The following is a 14185-nucleotide window of genomic DNA, read 5'->3' as shown; positions in this document are numbered from 1 at the left end:
GCGATGACAGCACGGCGAACCCGGGCACGCGACAGCAGTACCGGGGAACGCGACGTTCCTCCGCCCGGCACGAGGGTTAGCCAGCCGACGCGGCACGCCGCCACGGGATGAGGCTGGACGTTAGTGTTCCGGGCGATAGTTCTCTCCAGAAGCCTATCGGCTCTCGGCCCGTCCTGACGGGATTTAGAACTACACCGCTACTGCCTATCGACGATCGTCCGTCCTACTCCGTCTCAGTGATCCTCGCCGGTCGATTCCGGTACCGGATGCCGAGACAGAAACGACTCAGCAGCGCCGTTGGTGACCGAATCGGGTGTCTCCTCCTCTCGCGCACGCTTGACGGTCGAGCGAACACTGTCGAACTCTGTCCCGACGGCGACATCCCCGCTTCGCTGATCGAAGGTAACGAGCCCGTGATCGGACAAACGTGGGAGATGATTGTGGCGCAGCGCCATCGAAACCGTCTCTTTCTCGTCGTCGGAGACAGACTCGAGGGGGGCATCGGTTTTCCACCCAGCGAGTTCCAGCGCTATTCGGTCGATAGTGCTCCGTTCGTTCTCGAGGAAGTAATACAGAACGTATCGTCGGTCCGAATCGGACAGTAATCCATAGATAACGTCGAGATCGGACGGGTCTACCTCTGTATCCATGTTTTACTTTTTCAGAGATAACAGGATAAGCTCGGCTCCAAAAATATTTGGTTGTCGATTGTGGAAGCAAACCGTGAACCGATTCACCGAGCTTGAGCTGCAGCTGTATAAAACTGCAAAAAGCCCCACAGCGCTAACCGCGACGCTGTGAGGCTTGAAATGAAGTATGAGTGGTCGGCGGCGAATCAGATTTCCCAGAGGCTCGCGCACTCCAGTACTGACCGAAACGCAGGCGAGCTTATCTTCCGTGTTCGGGATGGGTACGGGAGGAACCTCGCCGCTGTGGCCGCCTTAACGCCGATTCACGGAATCGAACCGCGATCATGCCAATATCGGTGGTGTCTGACCGTCATGTACGTGTAGTCCAGTTTGCGTCCGGACCCGTTCTCGCGTCACGGATCCAATGCGATGTAGTATGAGTGTGTGGCTCGATCGGTTAGTGCTCGCGGGCTCAACGCCTCGTTGCCTTGGCGCGTACACCCCGAGTCTATCGAACTCGTCTTCTACGAGTGATCTCGGTGGTATCTCTTTTTCAGGTGGGTTTCGAGCTTAGATGCGTTCAGCTCTTACCCCGTGGTGCGTGGCTGCCCAGCACGTGCTCTTTCGAACAACTGGTACACCAGTGGCACCCATTCGTAGTTCCTCTCGTACTATACGAACGTTCCCGTCAGATACCGTAACACCCCCAATAGATAGCAGCCGACCTGTCTCACGACGGTCTAAACCCAGCTCACGACCTCCTTTAATAGGCGAACAACCTCACCCTTGCCCGCTTCTGCACGGGCAGGATGGAGGGAACCGACATCGAGGTAGCAAGCCACCCGGTCGATATGTGCTCTTGCGGGTGACGACTCTGTTATCCCTAAGGTAGCTTTTCTGTCAGCAATTGGCCGCATCAAGCAGCCTAATTGGTTCGCTAGACCACGCTTTCGCGTCAGCGTCCGTCGTTGTGCCGGACACTGTCAGACTTCCTTTTGCTCTTGCGCTCTTCCTCGGGTCTCCGACCCGAGTGAGGAAATCTTGGGGCGCGCCCGATATCTTTTCAGGCGCGTACCGCCCCAGTCAAACTGCCCGGCTACCAGTGTCCTCCGCCAGGAGTGAGAGTCGCAGTCACCATCGGGTAGTATTTCAATGCTGCCTCGGTGGCCCGCTAGCGCGGGTACCTGTGTAACGGCTCCTACCTATGCTGCACAATGGCGACCACGTCTCAGTGACAGCCTGCAGTAAAGCTCTATAGGGTCTTCGCTTCCCCTTGGGGGTCTCCAGACTCCGCACTGGAACGTACAGTTCACCGGGCCCAACGTTGGGACAGTGGCGCTCTCGTTGATCCATTCATGCAAGCCGCTACTGAAGCGGCAAGGTACTACGCTACCTTAAGAGGGTCATAGTTACCCCCGCCGTTAACAGGTCCTTCGTCCCCTTGTACGGGGTGTTCAGATACCTGCACTGGGCAGGATTCAGTGACCGTACGAGTCCTTGCGGATTTGCGGTCACCTATGTTGTTACTAGACAGTCGGAGCGCCCGAGTCACTGCGACCTGCCCCTTCGCGGGGCAGGCATCCCTTATTGCGAACGTACGGGACTAACTTGCCGAATTCCCTAACGTCGGTTACTCCCGACAGACCTTGGCTTTCGCCGCCACGAGTACCTGTGTCGGATCTCGGTACGGACAGTGTGCTTGCCTTTTCACGGGCTCTAGGTTGGCCTCTCTTACGCTATCCAGCCATTCGTTCGCTTCGTGCCATTACGGCTTCCACGAATTTCGACTGTTCGACCGGGCGAAGGCCCGGCAGAGGCGGCCCCAAAGCGTCGGCTTTGAGTGCACACTGGCATAGGAATATTAACCTATTTCCCTGTTGTCAGCTTCGACTTACGGGCTGACTTAGGACCGGCTAACCCTCAGCTGATTAGCATTGCTGAGGAACCCTTACTCGTTCGGCCGTCGGGGTTCTAACCCGACTAACGCTGCTACTATGACCAGGATTTTCGTTACTGAACGGTCCACACGACTTCTCAGCCGTGCTTCCACCCGAACAGAACGCCAACCTACAAGATTGCGGTTTGATCCGCACTGCTAGGTCTCGGTGGTGGATTTGAGCCCCGATCATTTTGGGCGCCTCAAACCTCGGCCGGTAAGCTGTTACGCTTTTCTTAGAGGGTAGCTGCTTCTAAGCTCACCTCCCGGCTGTCTAGGGCTTGAGACCACCTTCGATCGCACTTAATCCACACTTGGGGACCTTAACCCAGCTCTGGGTTGTCTCCCTCACGGTACACAGGCTTACCCCGCGCACCGGACTCCCTGCGTCAAACGGCGTTCGTAGGTTCGGAGTTGGACAGGGGGGCGCACTCCTCTCGGAGTGCGGTCCCCCAATCCGTCGCTCTACCCCACGAACTACCTCGGCAGAGGTCATGCTTCGACATGTTTCGGTTGGAACCAGCTGTTTCCGGACTCGATGGGCCTTTCACCCCTACACAAAGGTCACGAGAGGGTATTGTAGGACACCAACTCTAACAGGCCTCCACGTGCCTTTCGGCACGCTTCACCTTGCCCTTGCGTAGATCGTCCGGTTTCGGGTCGTGCCCGTTTGACTCCCCGCGCTTGAACACGGCGGCCCTCGTCGTAAGACTGCGGCCATGTCGGTTTCCCTTCGCCTTCCTCGATAATCGAGTTAGACTCGTCAAACAGGCACACTCCCTGGTTCGTTTTTCAAAACGTACGACAGAACATCGGCTTCCCAAACTTCCTACTTGAGGCTCGCGCCTGGTTCGTTTTGTCCGGGACCTTCTATGCCCTGTCGCTCCATCGCCAACTGATTTCACGCCCTATTGCACCTCCCTTCTTGGGGTGCTTTTCAGCGTTCGCTCACGCTACTTGTTCGCTATCGGTCTTGAGGAGTGTTTAGTCTTCGCGGTCGATGCCCGCGAAATTCACGAGGGATATCCAACCCCCGCTACTCTGGAGCTGACTCGTTCCTTACTAATCGACAGTACGGGACTGTCACCCTGTCTCGTGCTCTATTCCAAGAGACTTCGTGTCGCGGTTCGGGAAGTGATCGTCAGTCCGAACACCACATTGCCCGAAGGCTTCGGTTTGGACTGTATCGCGTTCATTCGCCATTACTAACGACATCACATTCGTTTTCTTTTCCTGTCGATACTAAGATGTTTCAATTCTCGACGTTCCCCATTGCGCGAAGCAATTGCGGTGGGGATTCCCATTCGGAGATCCTATGTTCTTTGCCTCCGTGCGGCTCCCATAGGCTTATCGCAGCTTGGCACGTCCTTCTTCAGCTCTCAAGCCGAGCGATCCACCAGCTGGCACAGTAGCCACGTTCATCGGATCGGCGTTGCACCGAAGTGCAACATCGTGACCCGGGAACGGGTCCAGTGGACGCCTGGACTACACGTACACACGGTCTCATTTGCACGCCGGTAGACGGCCGGCCTGCATTAACCCTTCCCAGCCACGTTTACACGGGCTGGTGCATCGGTTTCGTTCGGATTCAATCGTCGGGCCTTGCCCCACTTAAGGGGCACGATCCGAGATTTCCACCGAGTGATGGACCCACAGGGATTCGAACCCTGGGCATCCTCCTTGCAAAGGAGGCACTCTCCCACTGAGCTATGGGCCCACTCCCATCGCGCTTGGACGCGATGGGACATCTAGTGTTAGCCTTGGTAGTTCAAAGGTGCCCGATCGGCCGGTCGGACGACGTGGTCGATCGAACGCGAACCGTGTGGGCTGGGGCATCGCCCCAGTCCCGGTCTGTGGAGGTGATCCAGCCGCAGATTCCCCTACGGCTACCTTGTTACGACTTAAGCCCCCTTGCGGAGCCCAGATTCGACCGACGTTACGTCGGCCTCATCCGGACCCCACTCGGGTGCTTTGACGGGCGGTGTGTGCAAGGAGCAGGGACGTATTCACCGCCGTCTTCTGAACGGCGATTACTACCGAATCCAGCTTCATGAGGACGAGTTTCAGTCCTCAATCCGAACTACGACCGAGTTTCGGAGATTAGCGCCCCCTTTCGGGGTTGCGTCCCACTGTCTCGGCCATTGTAGCCCGCGTGTCGCCCAGCACATTCGGGGCATACTGACCTACCGTTGCCCGTTCCTTCCTCCAGTTTGGCACTGGCAGTCCTCCTAATGTACCCAACCACCGCAAGGGTGTTGCTGGCAATTAGGAGTGCGGGTCTCGCTCGTTGCCTGACTTAACAGGACGCCTCACGGTACGAGCTGACGGCGGCCATGCACCTCCTCTCAATGGCTCCAGTAAGGTCATCAACCTGACCTTCACAGCACATTGTCGATGCTGGTGAGATGTCCGGCGTTGAGTCCAATTAAACCGCAGGCTCCTCCGGTTGTAGTGCTCCCCCGCCAATTCCTTTAAGTTTCATCCTTGCGGACGTACTTCCCAGGCGGTCTGCTTCACGGCTTCCCTACGGCACAGCACTGGCTCGTAGCCAGTGCCACACCTAGCAGACATCGTTTACAGCTCGGACTACCCGGGTATCTAATCCGGTTCGTGACCCGAGCTTTCGTCCCTCACCGTCGGATCCGTCTTCCAGAGGCGCTTTCGCCACCGGTGGTCCGTCCAGGATTACGGGATTTCACTCCTACCCCAGACGTACCCCTCTGGTCTTCCGGTCCCAAGCCACGCAGTTTCCACCGGACGCCCACGCGTTAAGCGCGCGGATTTCCCGATGGACTTGCGCGGCCAGCTACGGACGCTTTAGGCCCAATAAGAGCGGTCATCACTCGTGCTGCCGGTATTACCGCGGCGGCTGGCACCGGTCTTGCCCAGCACTTATTCCACCACCACCTTACGGTGGTGAAAAGCGAGGACTATATGCCCTCGCACTTGGAGTCCCCTTATCGCACTCTCGTGCAGTGTAAAGGTTTCGCGCCTGCTGCGCCCCGTAGGGCCCGGTATCTTGTCTCAGATACCGTCTCCGGGCTCTTGCTCTCACAACCCGTACCGATTACAGGCACGGTGGGCCGTTACCCCACCGTCTACCTAATCGGCCGCAGCCACATCCTATGGCGCCGGAGCGTTTCGCGTTCACGCCACTCCAGGCTGTGAACGGTATTCCGAATTAGCCTCAGTTTCCCGAGGTTGTTCGGATCCATAGGGTAGTTTGGCCACGTGTTACTGAGCTATCTGCTACGAGTCTAAACTCGTGCAACTAGCATGGCTAAATCGGACTCCAATAGCAATGACCTCCGGCAGGATCAACCGGAATGCTCTTCCCCGGCAGAGCCGGGGAGGTTGGCGGTGAATGTAGGTACACACTCACACTTCGCTATATGGTCCACGTTCGGCGACGTCGCCGGTCGCGATGACCGGTCGGGCGTCACCGAACTACCAAGGCTAACATCAGATCCCATCTGTACGGCGGACCGCAGGGGTAGGATCCTCATTTCCTTCGGACGTATTCGTAGGCCATCTGGGGTACATAACCCCTTCGAACCCTTCCCGTCCGAGAGCGGGATGACGGCTCGAGTCGAACGTGCCGTCGATCACGCGTTCGCGTTCTTATCCGAAGACCCTCGTACACTTAAGGGCGTCGGATCGTTTCCACGCCGGAAATCGCATCCGGCGAGGACTTTCGCGTATCCTGAAGTACGCTGCCCGAGTATATAAGGGCGTCGTACTGGGACGCCGAGAACCGGCGTCAGACGCGATCGATCCGAACGGCCTCGAGATGACCGACCATTCGACAGTCAGTCGTGACGAGGAAACGGAATATTTCCTGCCTCCGCGCCGGAGAACGGCCGGAGGGAACGTGGCGGCGTGCGCCACGTCGTTCGCATTAGTGTCGAAAGCCGGGTTTCTATAAAAGGCCGTCGTCTCGGCTCCCCATTGGCTATCGTTGGCATTCAACCGGGAGAACCGTTCGCTGTGAGAAAGACTCTATTACCGTACTCGTCGAAACGGGACGGTTCGACCGAGCAGATCCGAACGTTGGACCGGCGAAGGTAGGCGAGGCGACCGGCGACGGCCGAATGGGTCGACGCGTGCTGTGCCGCAGGCGATGAGTCCCCTCTGCGGACCGACAAAGGCGAAACTGAACGTACCGAAAGCGCTCGAAGCGGTTATCGGTGCTTCGAGCGCGATCCGTTCGTCTCCGGAAGGAGTCGTTTGCCACCCAGCAGGCATTCACGAAGGACGGGCGCACCGTCGTAGAGCCAGAGCAGGAAGGCAAAGGCGGCTAATCCCAACTGAATCCAGACGTACGTCGGGACATCGCCAGCGAGGAGCTCCGACAGATAGCGGCCGAACAGTAGTTCGAACGACTCGAGGAATCCCCGACTGGGAGGATGCCCCACCACAGTTTCGACCGGCCAGAGCATGAGTTCCACCTGGACGATACCCTGGCTAAGGTAGGAGTAGAGGAGGTCGGCGGGGGGATGCAACAGCGACCCGAGGGCGAAAGCCAGGCCGGTACGCGGGCGGCCGGCCGCGGCCGCGATGGTTCCGACGGTGATCGAGAGCGGAACGAGGAAGAACACCGAGTGGCCGATCGCATACCCCGCGTCGAAGACGCCGAACTCCCACGCGAGGGGCTTGTCGATCAGATCCGGGAGCGTCGACGCCAGCACGACGGCGAACGCCTCGAGTCCGCTGGGTGAGTCCCGAAACAGGAGGTGACAGCACACAGAATACGCGAGATAGCCGACGACCGCGTGTTCCCAGGGCCACATAGGTCGGTGGTGCGGTGGACGGGGAATAGTTATGCAGGACTTGCCGAGTCCTCGGGACGCGACCGGGCCGTTCCTTCGAGAGAACGGACCGAAACGGTCCCGATAGCCGGTTCGGATCCGGGAAAGAGGTTGTTACGAACCGCGTACAGCGGCCTGTGTCGACGGATTACGTCCAAACCGTGCGATTGTCGCGGACGAACGCCCGAAAGTCGGTCGGCGGACGGCCGAGGAGCGATCGAACGTCGTCGGTCACTCGAGCCGCCAGTCCGAGCCGAGCGGTCGTGTAGATCGCAGCCATCACGCCGGCCTTCGCGAGATCGCCCTCGAGGCGGTACCGCGAGACGAGAAATCGGGGGAGCGATGGATCGGTGTACTCTACTTCGCGCTCGAGCGTCGCCGAGAGCACCGCACAGACCTCGGCGTACGAGAGCGCGTCCGGACCGGTGAGGTCGTACGCGCCGGTAATCCCCTCGCGGAGCGCTCGGACCGCGACGTCGGCGACGTCTCGAGCGTCGACGAAACTCGTCTTTCCGTCGCCGGCGGGGACGGCCAGCCGACCGTCGCGGATCTCCTCGCGGTGAGTCGTCGAGAGGTTCTGCATGAAAAACGAGGCGCGCAGAAAGGTGGTCTCGAGGCCGGAGTCGGCGATCCACGACTCGATCCGCGCGTGGGGGACGAGGGGGTTCCGGTCGGCACCGATGACCGAGAGGAAGACGACGAACTCGACACCGGCACCGACGGCGGCCGACAGCGCCGGAATGATGTCCCGACGAACGCGGGACAGCGCCGGCGGTCGGACGAGCAACAACGCGTCAATCTCGGCGAACGCGTCGCGGTAGGTCGTCGGATCGGTGAAGTCGAACCCGACGGTCGCACAGTCCAACCGCTCGCGGGCGGTGACGGGATCGCGGCTCGCGGCGGTGACGGCTGCGTCCGGTGCGTAGCGGAGGCCGTCGACGACGTGGGCGCCGACGGTCCCGGTCGCGCCCGTGACGAGGACGTTCACGCGGGGCCCACCGTCGGCAGTTTGCGGACGAACTCCTCCCCCTCGAGACAGTCGAGGACGAACCGCGCGATATCCGCGCGGTCGATCGATTCGAAGCCCAGCGCGAGGTCGCCGGCACCGACGAGGGTGACGTACCGGTCGACGCCGGCGTTCTCCATGGCCCCGAGGACGTTGTCGCCGGCCACGGTGAGCAGGTCGTCCGGCGAGCCGGCGGTCTGTCCGAGCACGGAGACGACCGCGTCTACACCTTCGATAGCCTCTGTGACGCCAGTTCCGGCGTAGACGTCGCCCTCGACGACGGTCACGTCGTCGGCGAACGGCAGCTTCTCAGGCGAGCGCGCGTGCGCGATAACGGTGTGCCCGCGCTCGAGGGCCTGCCGACAGAGCGGGCGGCCGGTTCGACCGGTCGCCCCGAAAGCGGCGAGTTGCATACCCGTCACTTCGGCCGCTCGAGACATAAGCTTGTGACTTCGAAGTCTCGAAGTAGCGGCCCCGAGACCGGCTTCTACTCGATAGTTAGAAACGCGAAGTATTAGTTTTTGGTCCACCCAGTAACAGGTATGAGTGACGAGCGGAACGACGACGAGCGATCGAACGGCGAAACCAGCCGAAACGGAGAACAGGCGCCGTCTGGCGTCGGTACTGTTCCGGGTCTAGATGCCGGTCGGTCGCAGAAGACTGCGCGAGCGATTCGCGACCGCCTCGAGCCCGACGAGCAAGAACGGGTCGAACGGACCGTCGCGCAGTTGCTCGACCTCCTCGGGAAAGCCCACGCGATGGCGATCCTCTCGGCGTTTGCCTTTGCCGACGGACCGCTTCGCTTCTCGGAACTCGAGGAGCGCCTCGAGGTGCCGGCGAACACGCTCTCCGAGCGGCTCAAAGAGCTGGTCGCGGCCGGGTTGCTCCGGCGAGAGGCCTACGACGAGGTCCCGCCGCGTGTCGAGTACGAGCCGACCGAGAAGGGGCGGGCGGCGTTTCCGGCCTTTGGCCACCTGCACGCGTGGGCCATCGAGTACGACCTCGAGCCGGTTTCTGAGTGACGGTCGCCGATAGTTCGAAACACGAAGTTACGAACCAGCTTCGAACTCGCAGCTATATCCCGGTGGTCGCCCAAACACGACTGTGACCGACTACGCTATCGAGGCCCGGGACGTGGCGGTGACGTACGCGGACGGGACCGAAGCGGTCCGCGGCGTCGACCTGCTCGTCGACGAGGGGGAGTTCTTCGGCTTTCTCGGCCCGAACGGTGCGGGGAAGACGACGATGATCAAGACGCTGGTGACGCTGTTGCGGCCGACGGCCGGCTCGGTCGAGGTCAACGGGTTCGACGCCATCGCCGACCCACACAGCGTGCGCGCGACGGTCGGCTACATGGCCCAGGAGACGAGCATCGATCCGGAGCTGACGGCCCGCGAGAACCTTCGGTTCGCCTGCGACGCCTACGGCGTGGCGAAAGCGGATCGAAACGACCGGATCGACGAACTGCTCGAGCTCGTCGAACTGACCGACGTGGCGGGCAAGGTCGCCGACGACTTCTCGGGTGGGATGAAGAAACGCCTCGACGCGGCGACCGCGCTGGTCCACCGGCCGCAACTCGTCTTTCTCGACGAGCCGACGACCGGGCTCGATCCGGCGGCGCGAAACCGCCTCTGGGAGTACTTCCGGCGGATCAACGACGAGGGGACGACCGTCTTCCTGACGACGCAGTACTTAGAGGAGGCCGATCAGCTGTGCGATCGGCTGTCGGTCATCCAGCGAGGGCAGGTCGTCGCCGAAGGGGCGCCAGCCGAGTTGAAACGCCGCGTCGGCGGTGAGATCCTCGGCGTCGAGCTGGCGAATCCCGACGCGAGCGAGCGGGCGGCGACGGTGGCACGCGACGAAGGGCTGTTCGCCGAGGGAGCGGCGGTCGAAGAAATCGAGTCGGGAATCGAGGTGACCGCACGCGACGCGCGGACGCGCGGGACGGACTTACTGGTCGCGCTGCGGGACGCCGGCATCGACGTGGTCGGGTTCGACGTTCGCGCCCCGACGCTCGACGACGTGTTCCTCGCCGTGACCGACGAGCGGCCAGACGCATCGGAGAGCGCCGAAGAAGCGTCGACGGCAGCCGACGCAACGCGATCGGAGTCGATCAGCGACGGTGGGACCGTCGACGGCGACGAGCGGGAAGGCGGTCGAACGGGGGGTGAGCGATGAGCGCGCCGAGCGTCGACCGCCACGGCGGCGGGTTCGCGAGCGACGTTCGGGTCACGTTCGTCCGGTGGACGATCAAGTCGGTCCGGAACCCGTTCGTGCTCGTCGTCTCGCTGATCCAGCCGATCATCTTCCTCGTCCTGTTCACGCAGGTGTTCGGCGGCGTCGCGACGGGCGCGCTGCCGGGGATCACCTACGAGACGTACCTCGTGCCGGCGATCGTGATCCAGGTGGCGCTGGTCGCGGCCGCGACCTCGGGTATCGGACTGGTCAACGACATCGAGACCGGAATGTTCGAGAAGATCCTCGTGAGTCCGATGAACCGGACCGCGGTCTTCCTCGGAAAGACGCTGGCAGAGGTCGTCCGCATCGTCGCGCAGGTAGCGATCGTGCTGGGACTCGGCGTCTTGCTCGGCGCCGAGATCGAGACCGGACTCGTCGGCGCCGTCGCCATCGCCGGCATCTGCGTCGTATTCTCGGTCTGGTTCACCGCGTTCTCGAACGTGCTGGCCGTCGTCACTCGAGACGAGGAGTCGACGATCATCGGGGCGAACCTGCTGCAGTTGCCCTTGCTGTTCGTCTCGAGCGCGTTCCTCCCGCTGCCGGCGCTCCCGGAGTGGATCCAGACGGTCGCGACGTTCAACCCGATCACTTACGGCGTCGACGCCGCCCGCGCGGTGATGCTCGGCGAGGACACGATGACCGTCATCGAGGTCACGCGGTTCGAGGGGATGTGGAACACGCTCGTCCCCGCGCTGGCTGTGCTCGTGGGGCTCGCGCTGGTGTTTGGCTCGGTGGCCGTCTACGCCATCGGTCGCGCCGCGAGCGCCGACGTGCAGTGACCGTGTCGGGAGTCGCCGACGCGAACCGCGAACCGTCGACGTGCGACGGAAACGGCGGCGTGGGAACAACCGACATCGTTTAGCGACCGTGCTCGTAGGGATAGACATGGACCGTTCGGGATTCGTTAAACTCTCGCTCATCGCGTTCGGACTAGTGATCGTGAGCTTCGTCGTCCGCGGGCTGAGCCGGATCGTTCTCGAGGTCGAGATAGCGAACCTCCTGCAGGCACCGTTCGCGCTGGTGGGCTTTGGCATCCTCATCTATCTATTCGTTAGGGCGACCCTCGACGCCGTCGGGATCTGGGAGGTCGAGAACCCGGACGCGTGAGCAGAAGGAAACCGTTTTTCGCTCGCCGCTCGAATCCGCGGGCATGACAACCGACGTGCGGGCCATCGCCGACCTCGGGCCGGCCGATCGCGCGGCCTTCTTCGAGCGCGACGCCGGTATCGAGGCGGTGAGAGAGGACGTCCGCGGGATCGTCGACCGGGTTCGCGAGGAGGGCGACGTGGCCGTCCGCGAGTTCACGAGCGAGTTCGACGGCATCGAACTCGGCAACGTAGAGATCACCGACGCCTGCGAACGGGCCTACGACGACGACATCGACGAGGAGATCAGGGAGGCGATCGAGACGGCCGCGGCGAACGTCCGCGAATTCCACGAGGCCCAGCTTCCCGAAGACTGGCGGCGGGAGTTCGGCGACGGGCGCACGCTGGGACGGCGCTTTCGCCCCCTCGAGCGCGTCGGCGTCTACGTCCCCGGCGGCTCGGCGGCCTACCCCTCGAGCGCGATCATGGGGATCGTCCCGGCGGTCGTCGCGGGCGTCGACCACGTCGCGGTCGTCACGCCACCGGCCGACGAGTTGAGTCCCGTCACGCTGGCGGCGATCCACGCCGCGGGCGCGGATGTCGTCTACAGCGTCGGCGGCGCACAGGCGATCGCGGGCCTGGCCTACGGGACGGAGACGATCGACCGCGTTCAGAAGATCGTCGGCCCGGGGAACAAGTGGGTGACCGCGGCCAAGGCCGAAGTCCGCGGCGATGTCGAGATCGATTTCCTCGCGGGGCCGAGCGAAGTCGTCGCGATCGCCGACGAGACCGCCCCGCCCGAACTGGTCGCCGCAGAATTAGTCGCACAGGCCGAACACGACCCCAACGCCTCGGTCGTCGCCGTCACCGACGACGAGGCCACTGCCGACGCGGTCGCTGCGGCGGTCGAGGAACAGGCGAGCGGACGAGAACGCGAGGGCGTGATCCGCGAGGCGCTGGCAAACGACGCCAGCGGCGTGCTCCGTGCCCGGTCGATGAGCGAGGCAATTCTCTTTACCGAGGAGTACGCCCCCGAACACCTCGCGGTCGTCGCCGATGACGACGAGTCGATCGTCGACCGAATCGACAGCGCGGGCAGCGTCTTCCTCGGGCCGGACACCCCCGTCGCGGCCGGAGACTACGCCAGCGGGACGAACCACGTCCTGCCGACGAACGGCGGGGCGCGGGTGACCGGCGGGCTCTCCGTCGAGACCTTCCTCCGGTCGACGACGATCCAGCGCCTCTCGAGCGAGGGCCTCGCCGACTTAGGCGAGACGATCACGACCCTCGCCGACGCCGAGGGGCTCGAGGCCCACGCCGAGAGCGTTCGCCGCCGCCTCGACGGCGATCGAGATCCGTAGCGAACGGTAATCTATCGTTGTTCGACGGCGGTTTTAGGTTACCAAAGTGCAAACTGGTTTTACGTAGGTGGAGGTCCAAGTGGCTGGTGAGATGGAACCGCGTGTCGATCCGACGGACGGGCGCGTCCTCGAGCGCAACTACGACTACGCCCAGAAGAACGTGCGGCTCCTCTCGATGTGGTATGGCTGCGAGTTAGAACGAATGCTCGAACTGCTCGCGGAACACGAGATCGAACTCTCGCGAAACGACGAGCGACAGTTCGGAACGTGCTACCGATCGCTCCGGCGACGATCGAACTGTTAGCCGGGCAGCACCGACCACCGAGAAGGAGTAACCGGGAACGGCTAGCCCGTTCGCGTTGGAATGGCGTCACAGTTAACATCGTCGCGCCGAAACAGAGAGACATGAGCACGGACAGTATGGACGGTGGGCAGGCGGACACCCAGCCGGAGATCGAAGTGACCGAGGACGCCGCCGAGCAGGCGCTGGCCTTGCTCGAGGGGGAAGACCTCGACGTGACGGAAGCCGGCCTTCGACTGTTCGTCCAGCAGGGCGGCTGTGCCGGCCTCTCCTACGGGATGCGGTTCGACGACGAACCGGACGAGGACGACACGATCTACGAACACCACGACCTGCGCGTGTTCGTCGATCCGGCGAGCCTGAAGTACATCGAGGGCAGCGTCCTCGACTACGAGAGCGGGCTCCAGGCGGAAGGGTTCCACGTTGAGAATCCGAACGTCGTCAGCGAGTGTGGCTGCGGCGAATCCTTCCGAACGTAATCCGGACCGTCCGAGGCCGTTTCTTCCGACCCACCGCTTCCGTTTCAGCGCCGATAGACGACGCTCCGTTCGGGAGTTCCGACCGAAAAACGGGGGTTCGAGGCGCGATGCCGAGTCGACAGCGCTACTTACTCCTCGAGTCGGAAAGCGACCGTGACTTCCGCTTGGTACTCGCGGTCGTCGGCGCTGGCGATCTCGACGCCGAGTTCGTCGACCTCGATCCAGTGGACGTTCTCGAGGGTCGCTTCGGCGCGGTCGATGGCGTCGTCTGCGGCGGCGTCGAAGCTCTCGGGACTGGTGCCGATGAGGGTGATCTTCTTGAAGACCATGGCCGGCCGTTCT

At 62.3% G+C, this 14185-nt stretch carries 12 protein-coding genes, 1 tRNA gene and 3 rRNA genes; 7 read left to right on the top strand and 9 right to left on the bottom strand.

Going from position 1 to position 14185, the window contains the following annotated elements:
* Nucleotides 1-233: 233 nt before the first annotated feature.
* The 8 genes from NKH51_RS18885 to NKH51_RS04530 form a co-directional block, all read right to left on the bottom strand.
* Nucleotides 234-650: a DUF7344 domain-containing protein gene (locus tag NKH51_RS18885; RefSeq protein WP_425606687.1), complete on the bottom strand. Its 417-nt coding sequence runs from the start codon at nt 648-650 to the stop codon at nt 234-236.
* A gap of 172 nt (nt 651-822) precedes the next feature.
* Nucleotides 823-944: ribosomal RNA gene (rrf, locus tag NKH51_RS04560) — 5S ribosomal RNA — on the bottom strand.
* A 124-nt stretch (nt 945-1068) separates the two neighbouring features.
* Nucleotides 1069-3986: ribosomal RNA gene (locus NKH51_RS04555) — 23S ribosomal RNA — on the bottom strand.
* Between the two features lie 224 nt (nt 3987-4210).
* Nucleotides 4211-4282 (bottom strand) — tRNA-Ala (locus NKH51_RS04550).
* Nucleotides 4283-4419: 137 nt separating this feature from the next.
* A 16S ribosomal RNA gene (locus tag NKH51_RS04545) occupies nt 4420-5893 on the bottom strand.
* Together the 16S, 23S and 5S rRNA genes with 1 tRNA gene alongside form the textbook arrangement of a ribosomal RNA operon.
* An 853-nt stretch (nt 5894-6746) precedes the next feature.
* Nucleotides 6747-7355: a metal-dependent hydrolase gene (locus NKH51_RS04540; protein WP_254764065.1), complete on the bottom strand. Its 609-nt coding sequence runs from the start codon at nt 7353-7355 to the stop codon at nt 6747-6749.
* A gap of 166 nt (nt 7356-7521) precedes the next feature.
* Complete coding sequence (locus NKH51_RS04535; protein WP_254764064.1) at nt 7522-8361, bottom strand: NmrA family NAD(P)-binding protein; 840 nt, start codon at nt 8359-8361, stop codon at nt 7522-7524.
* On the bottom strand, nt 8358-8792 hold the full coding sequence (locus NKH51_RS04530; RefSeq protein ID WP_254764063.1) for an NAD(P)-dependent oxidoreductase: 435 nt from the start codon (nt 8790-8792) through the stop codon (nt 8358-8360). The genes NKH51_RS04535 and NKH51_RS04530 overlap by 4 nt, the downstream gene beginning before the upstream one ends.
* 129 nt (nt 8793-8921) lie before the next feature.
* Between NKH51_RS04530 and NKH51_RS04525 the strand changes: the two genes are divergently transcribed.
* From NKH51_RS04525 to NKH51_RS04495, 7 genes are all read left to right on the top strand, one after another.
* On the top strand, nt 8922-9401 hold the full coding sequence (locus NKH51_RS04525; protein ID WP_254764062.1) for a winged helix-turn-helix transcriptional regulator: 480 nt from the start codon (nt 8922-8924) through the stop codon (nt 9399-9401).
* Nucleotides 9402-9483: 82 nt separating this feature from the next.
* Nucleotides 9484-10557 carry an ABC transporter ATP-binding protein gene (locus NKH51_RS04520; RefSeq protein WP_254764061.1) on the top strand — a complete coding sequence of 358 codons (1074 nt, stop codon included), beginning with the start codon at nt 9484-9486 and terminating at the stop codon, nt 10555-10557.
* Complete coding sequence (locus NKH51_RS04515) at nt 10554-11396, top strand: ABC transporter permease (RefSeq protein ID WP_254764060.1); 843 nt, start codon at nt 10554-10556, stop codon at nt 11394-11396. The genes NKH51_RS04520 and NKH51_RS04515 overlap by 4 nt, the downstream gene beginning before the upstream one ends.
* A gap of 106 nt (nt 11397-11502) precedes the next feature.
* Complete coding sequence (locus NKH51_RS04510; protein ID WP_254764059.1) at nt 11503-11724, top strand: hypothetical protein; 222 nt, start codon at nt 11503-11505, stop codon at nt 11722-11724.
* Nucleotides 11725-11767: 43 nt separating this feature from the next.
* Nucleotides 11768-13063, top strand: coding sequence for a histidinol dehydrogenase (gene hisD, locus NKH51_RS04505; RefSeq protein WP_254764058.1), 1296 nt, complete (start codon nt 11768-11770; stop codon nt 13061-13063).
* 91 nt (nt 13064-13154) lie between these two features.
* A complete protein-coding gene (locus NKH51_RS04500) occupies nt 13155-13367 on the top strand; it encodes a hypothetical protein (protein ID WP_254764057.1) in 213 nt (70 codons plus the stop codon).
* 101 nt (nt 13368-13468) lie between these two features.
* Nucleotides 13469-13843 carry a HesB/IscA family protein gene (locus NKH51_RS04495; protein ID WP_254764056.1) on the top strand — a complete coding sequence of 125 codons (375 nt, stop codon included), beginning with the start codon at nt 13469-13471 and terminating at the stop codon, nt 13841-13843.
* 128 nt (nt 13844-13971) lie between these two features.
* Here NKH51_RS04495 and NKH51_RS04490 read toward each other — a convergent pair whose 3' ends face one another.
* On the bottom strand, nt 13972-14172 hold the full coding sequence (locus NKH51_RS04490; protein WP_254764055.1) for a dodecin: 201 nt from the start codon (nt 14170-14172) through the stop codon (nt 13972-13974).
* Between the last annotated feature and the right edge of the window lie 13 nt (nt 14173-14185).

Origin of the sequence: Natrinema marinum, from assembly GCF_024296685.1 — an archaeon.
Taxonomy (GTDB): Archaea; Halobacteriota; Halobacteria; order Halobacteriales; family Natrialbaceae; genus Natrinema; species Natrinema marinum.
The sequence above is the reverse complement of the archived record's forward strand: the minus strand, read 5'-3'. Positions and strand labels throughout refer to the sequence as shown.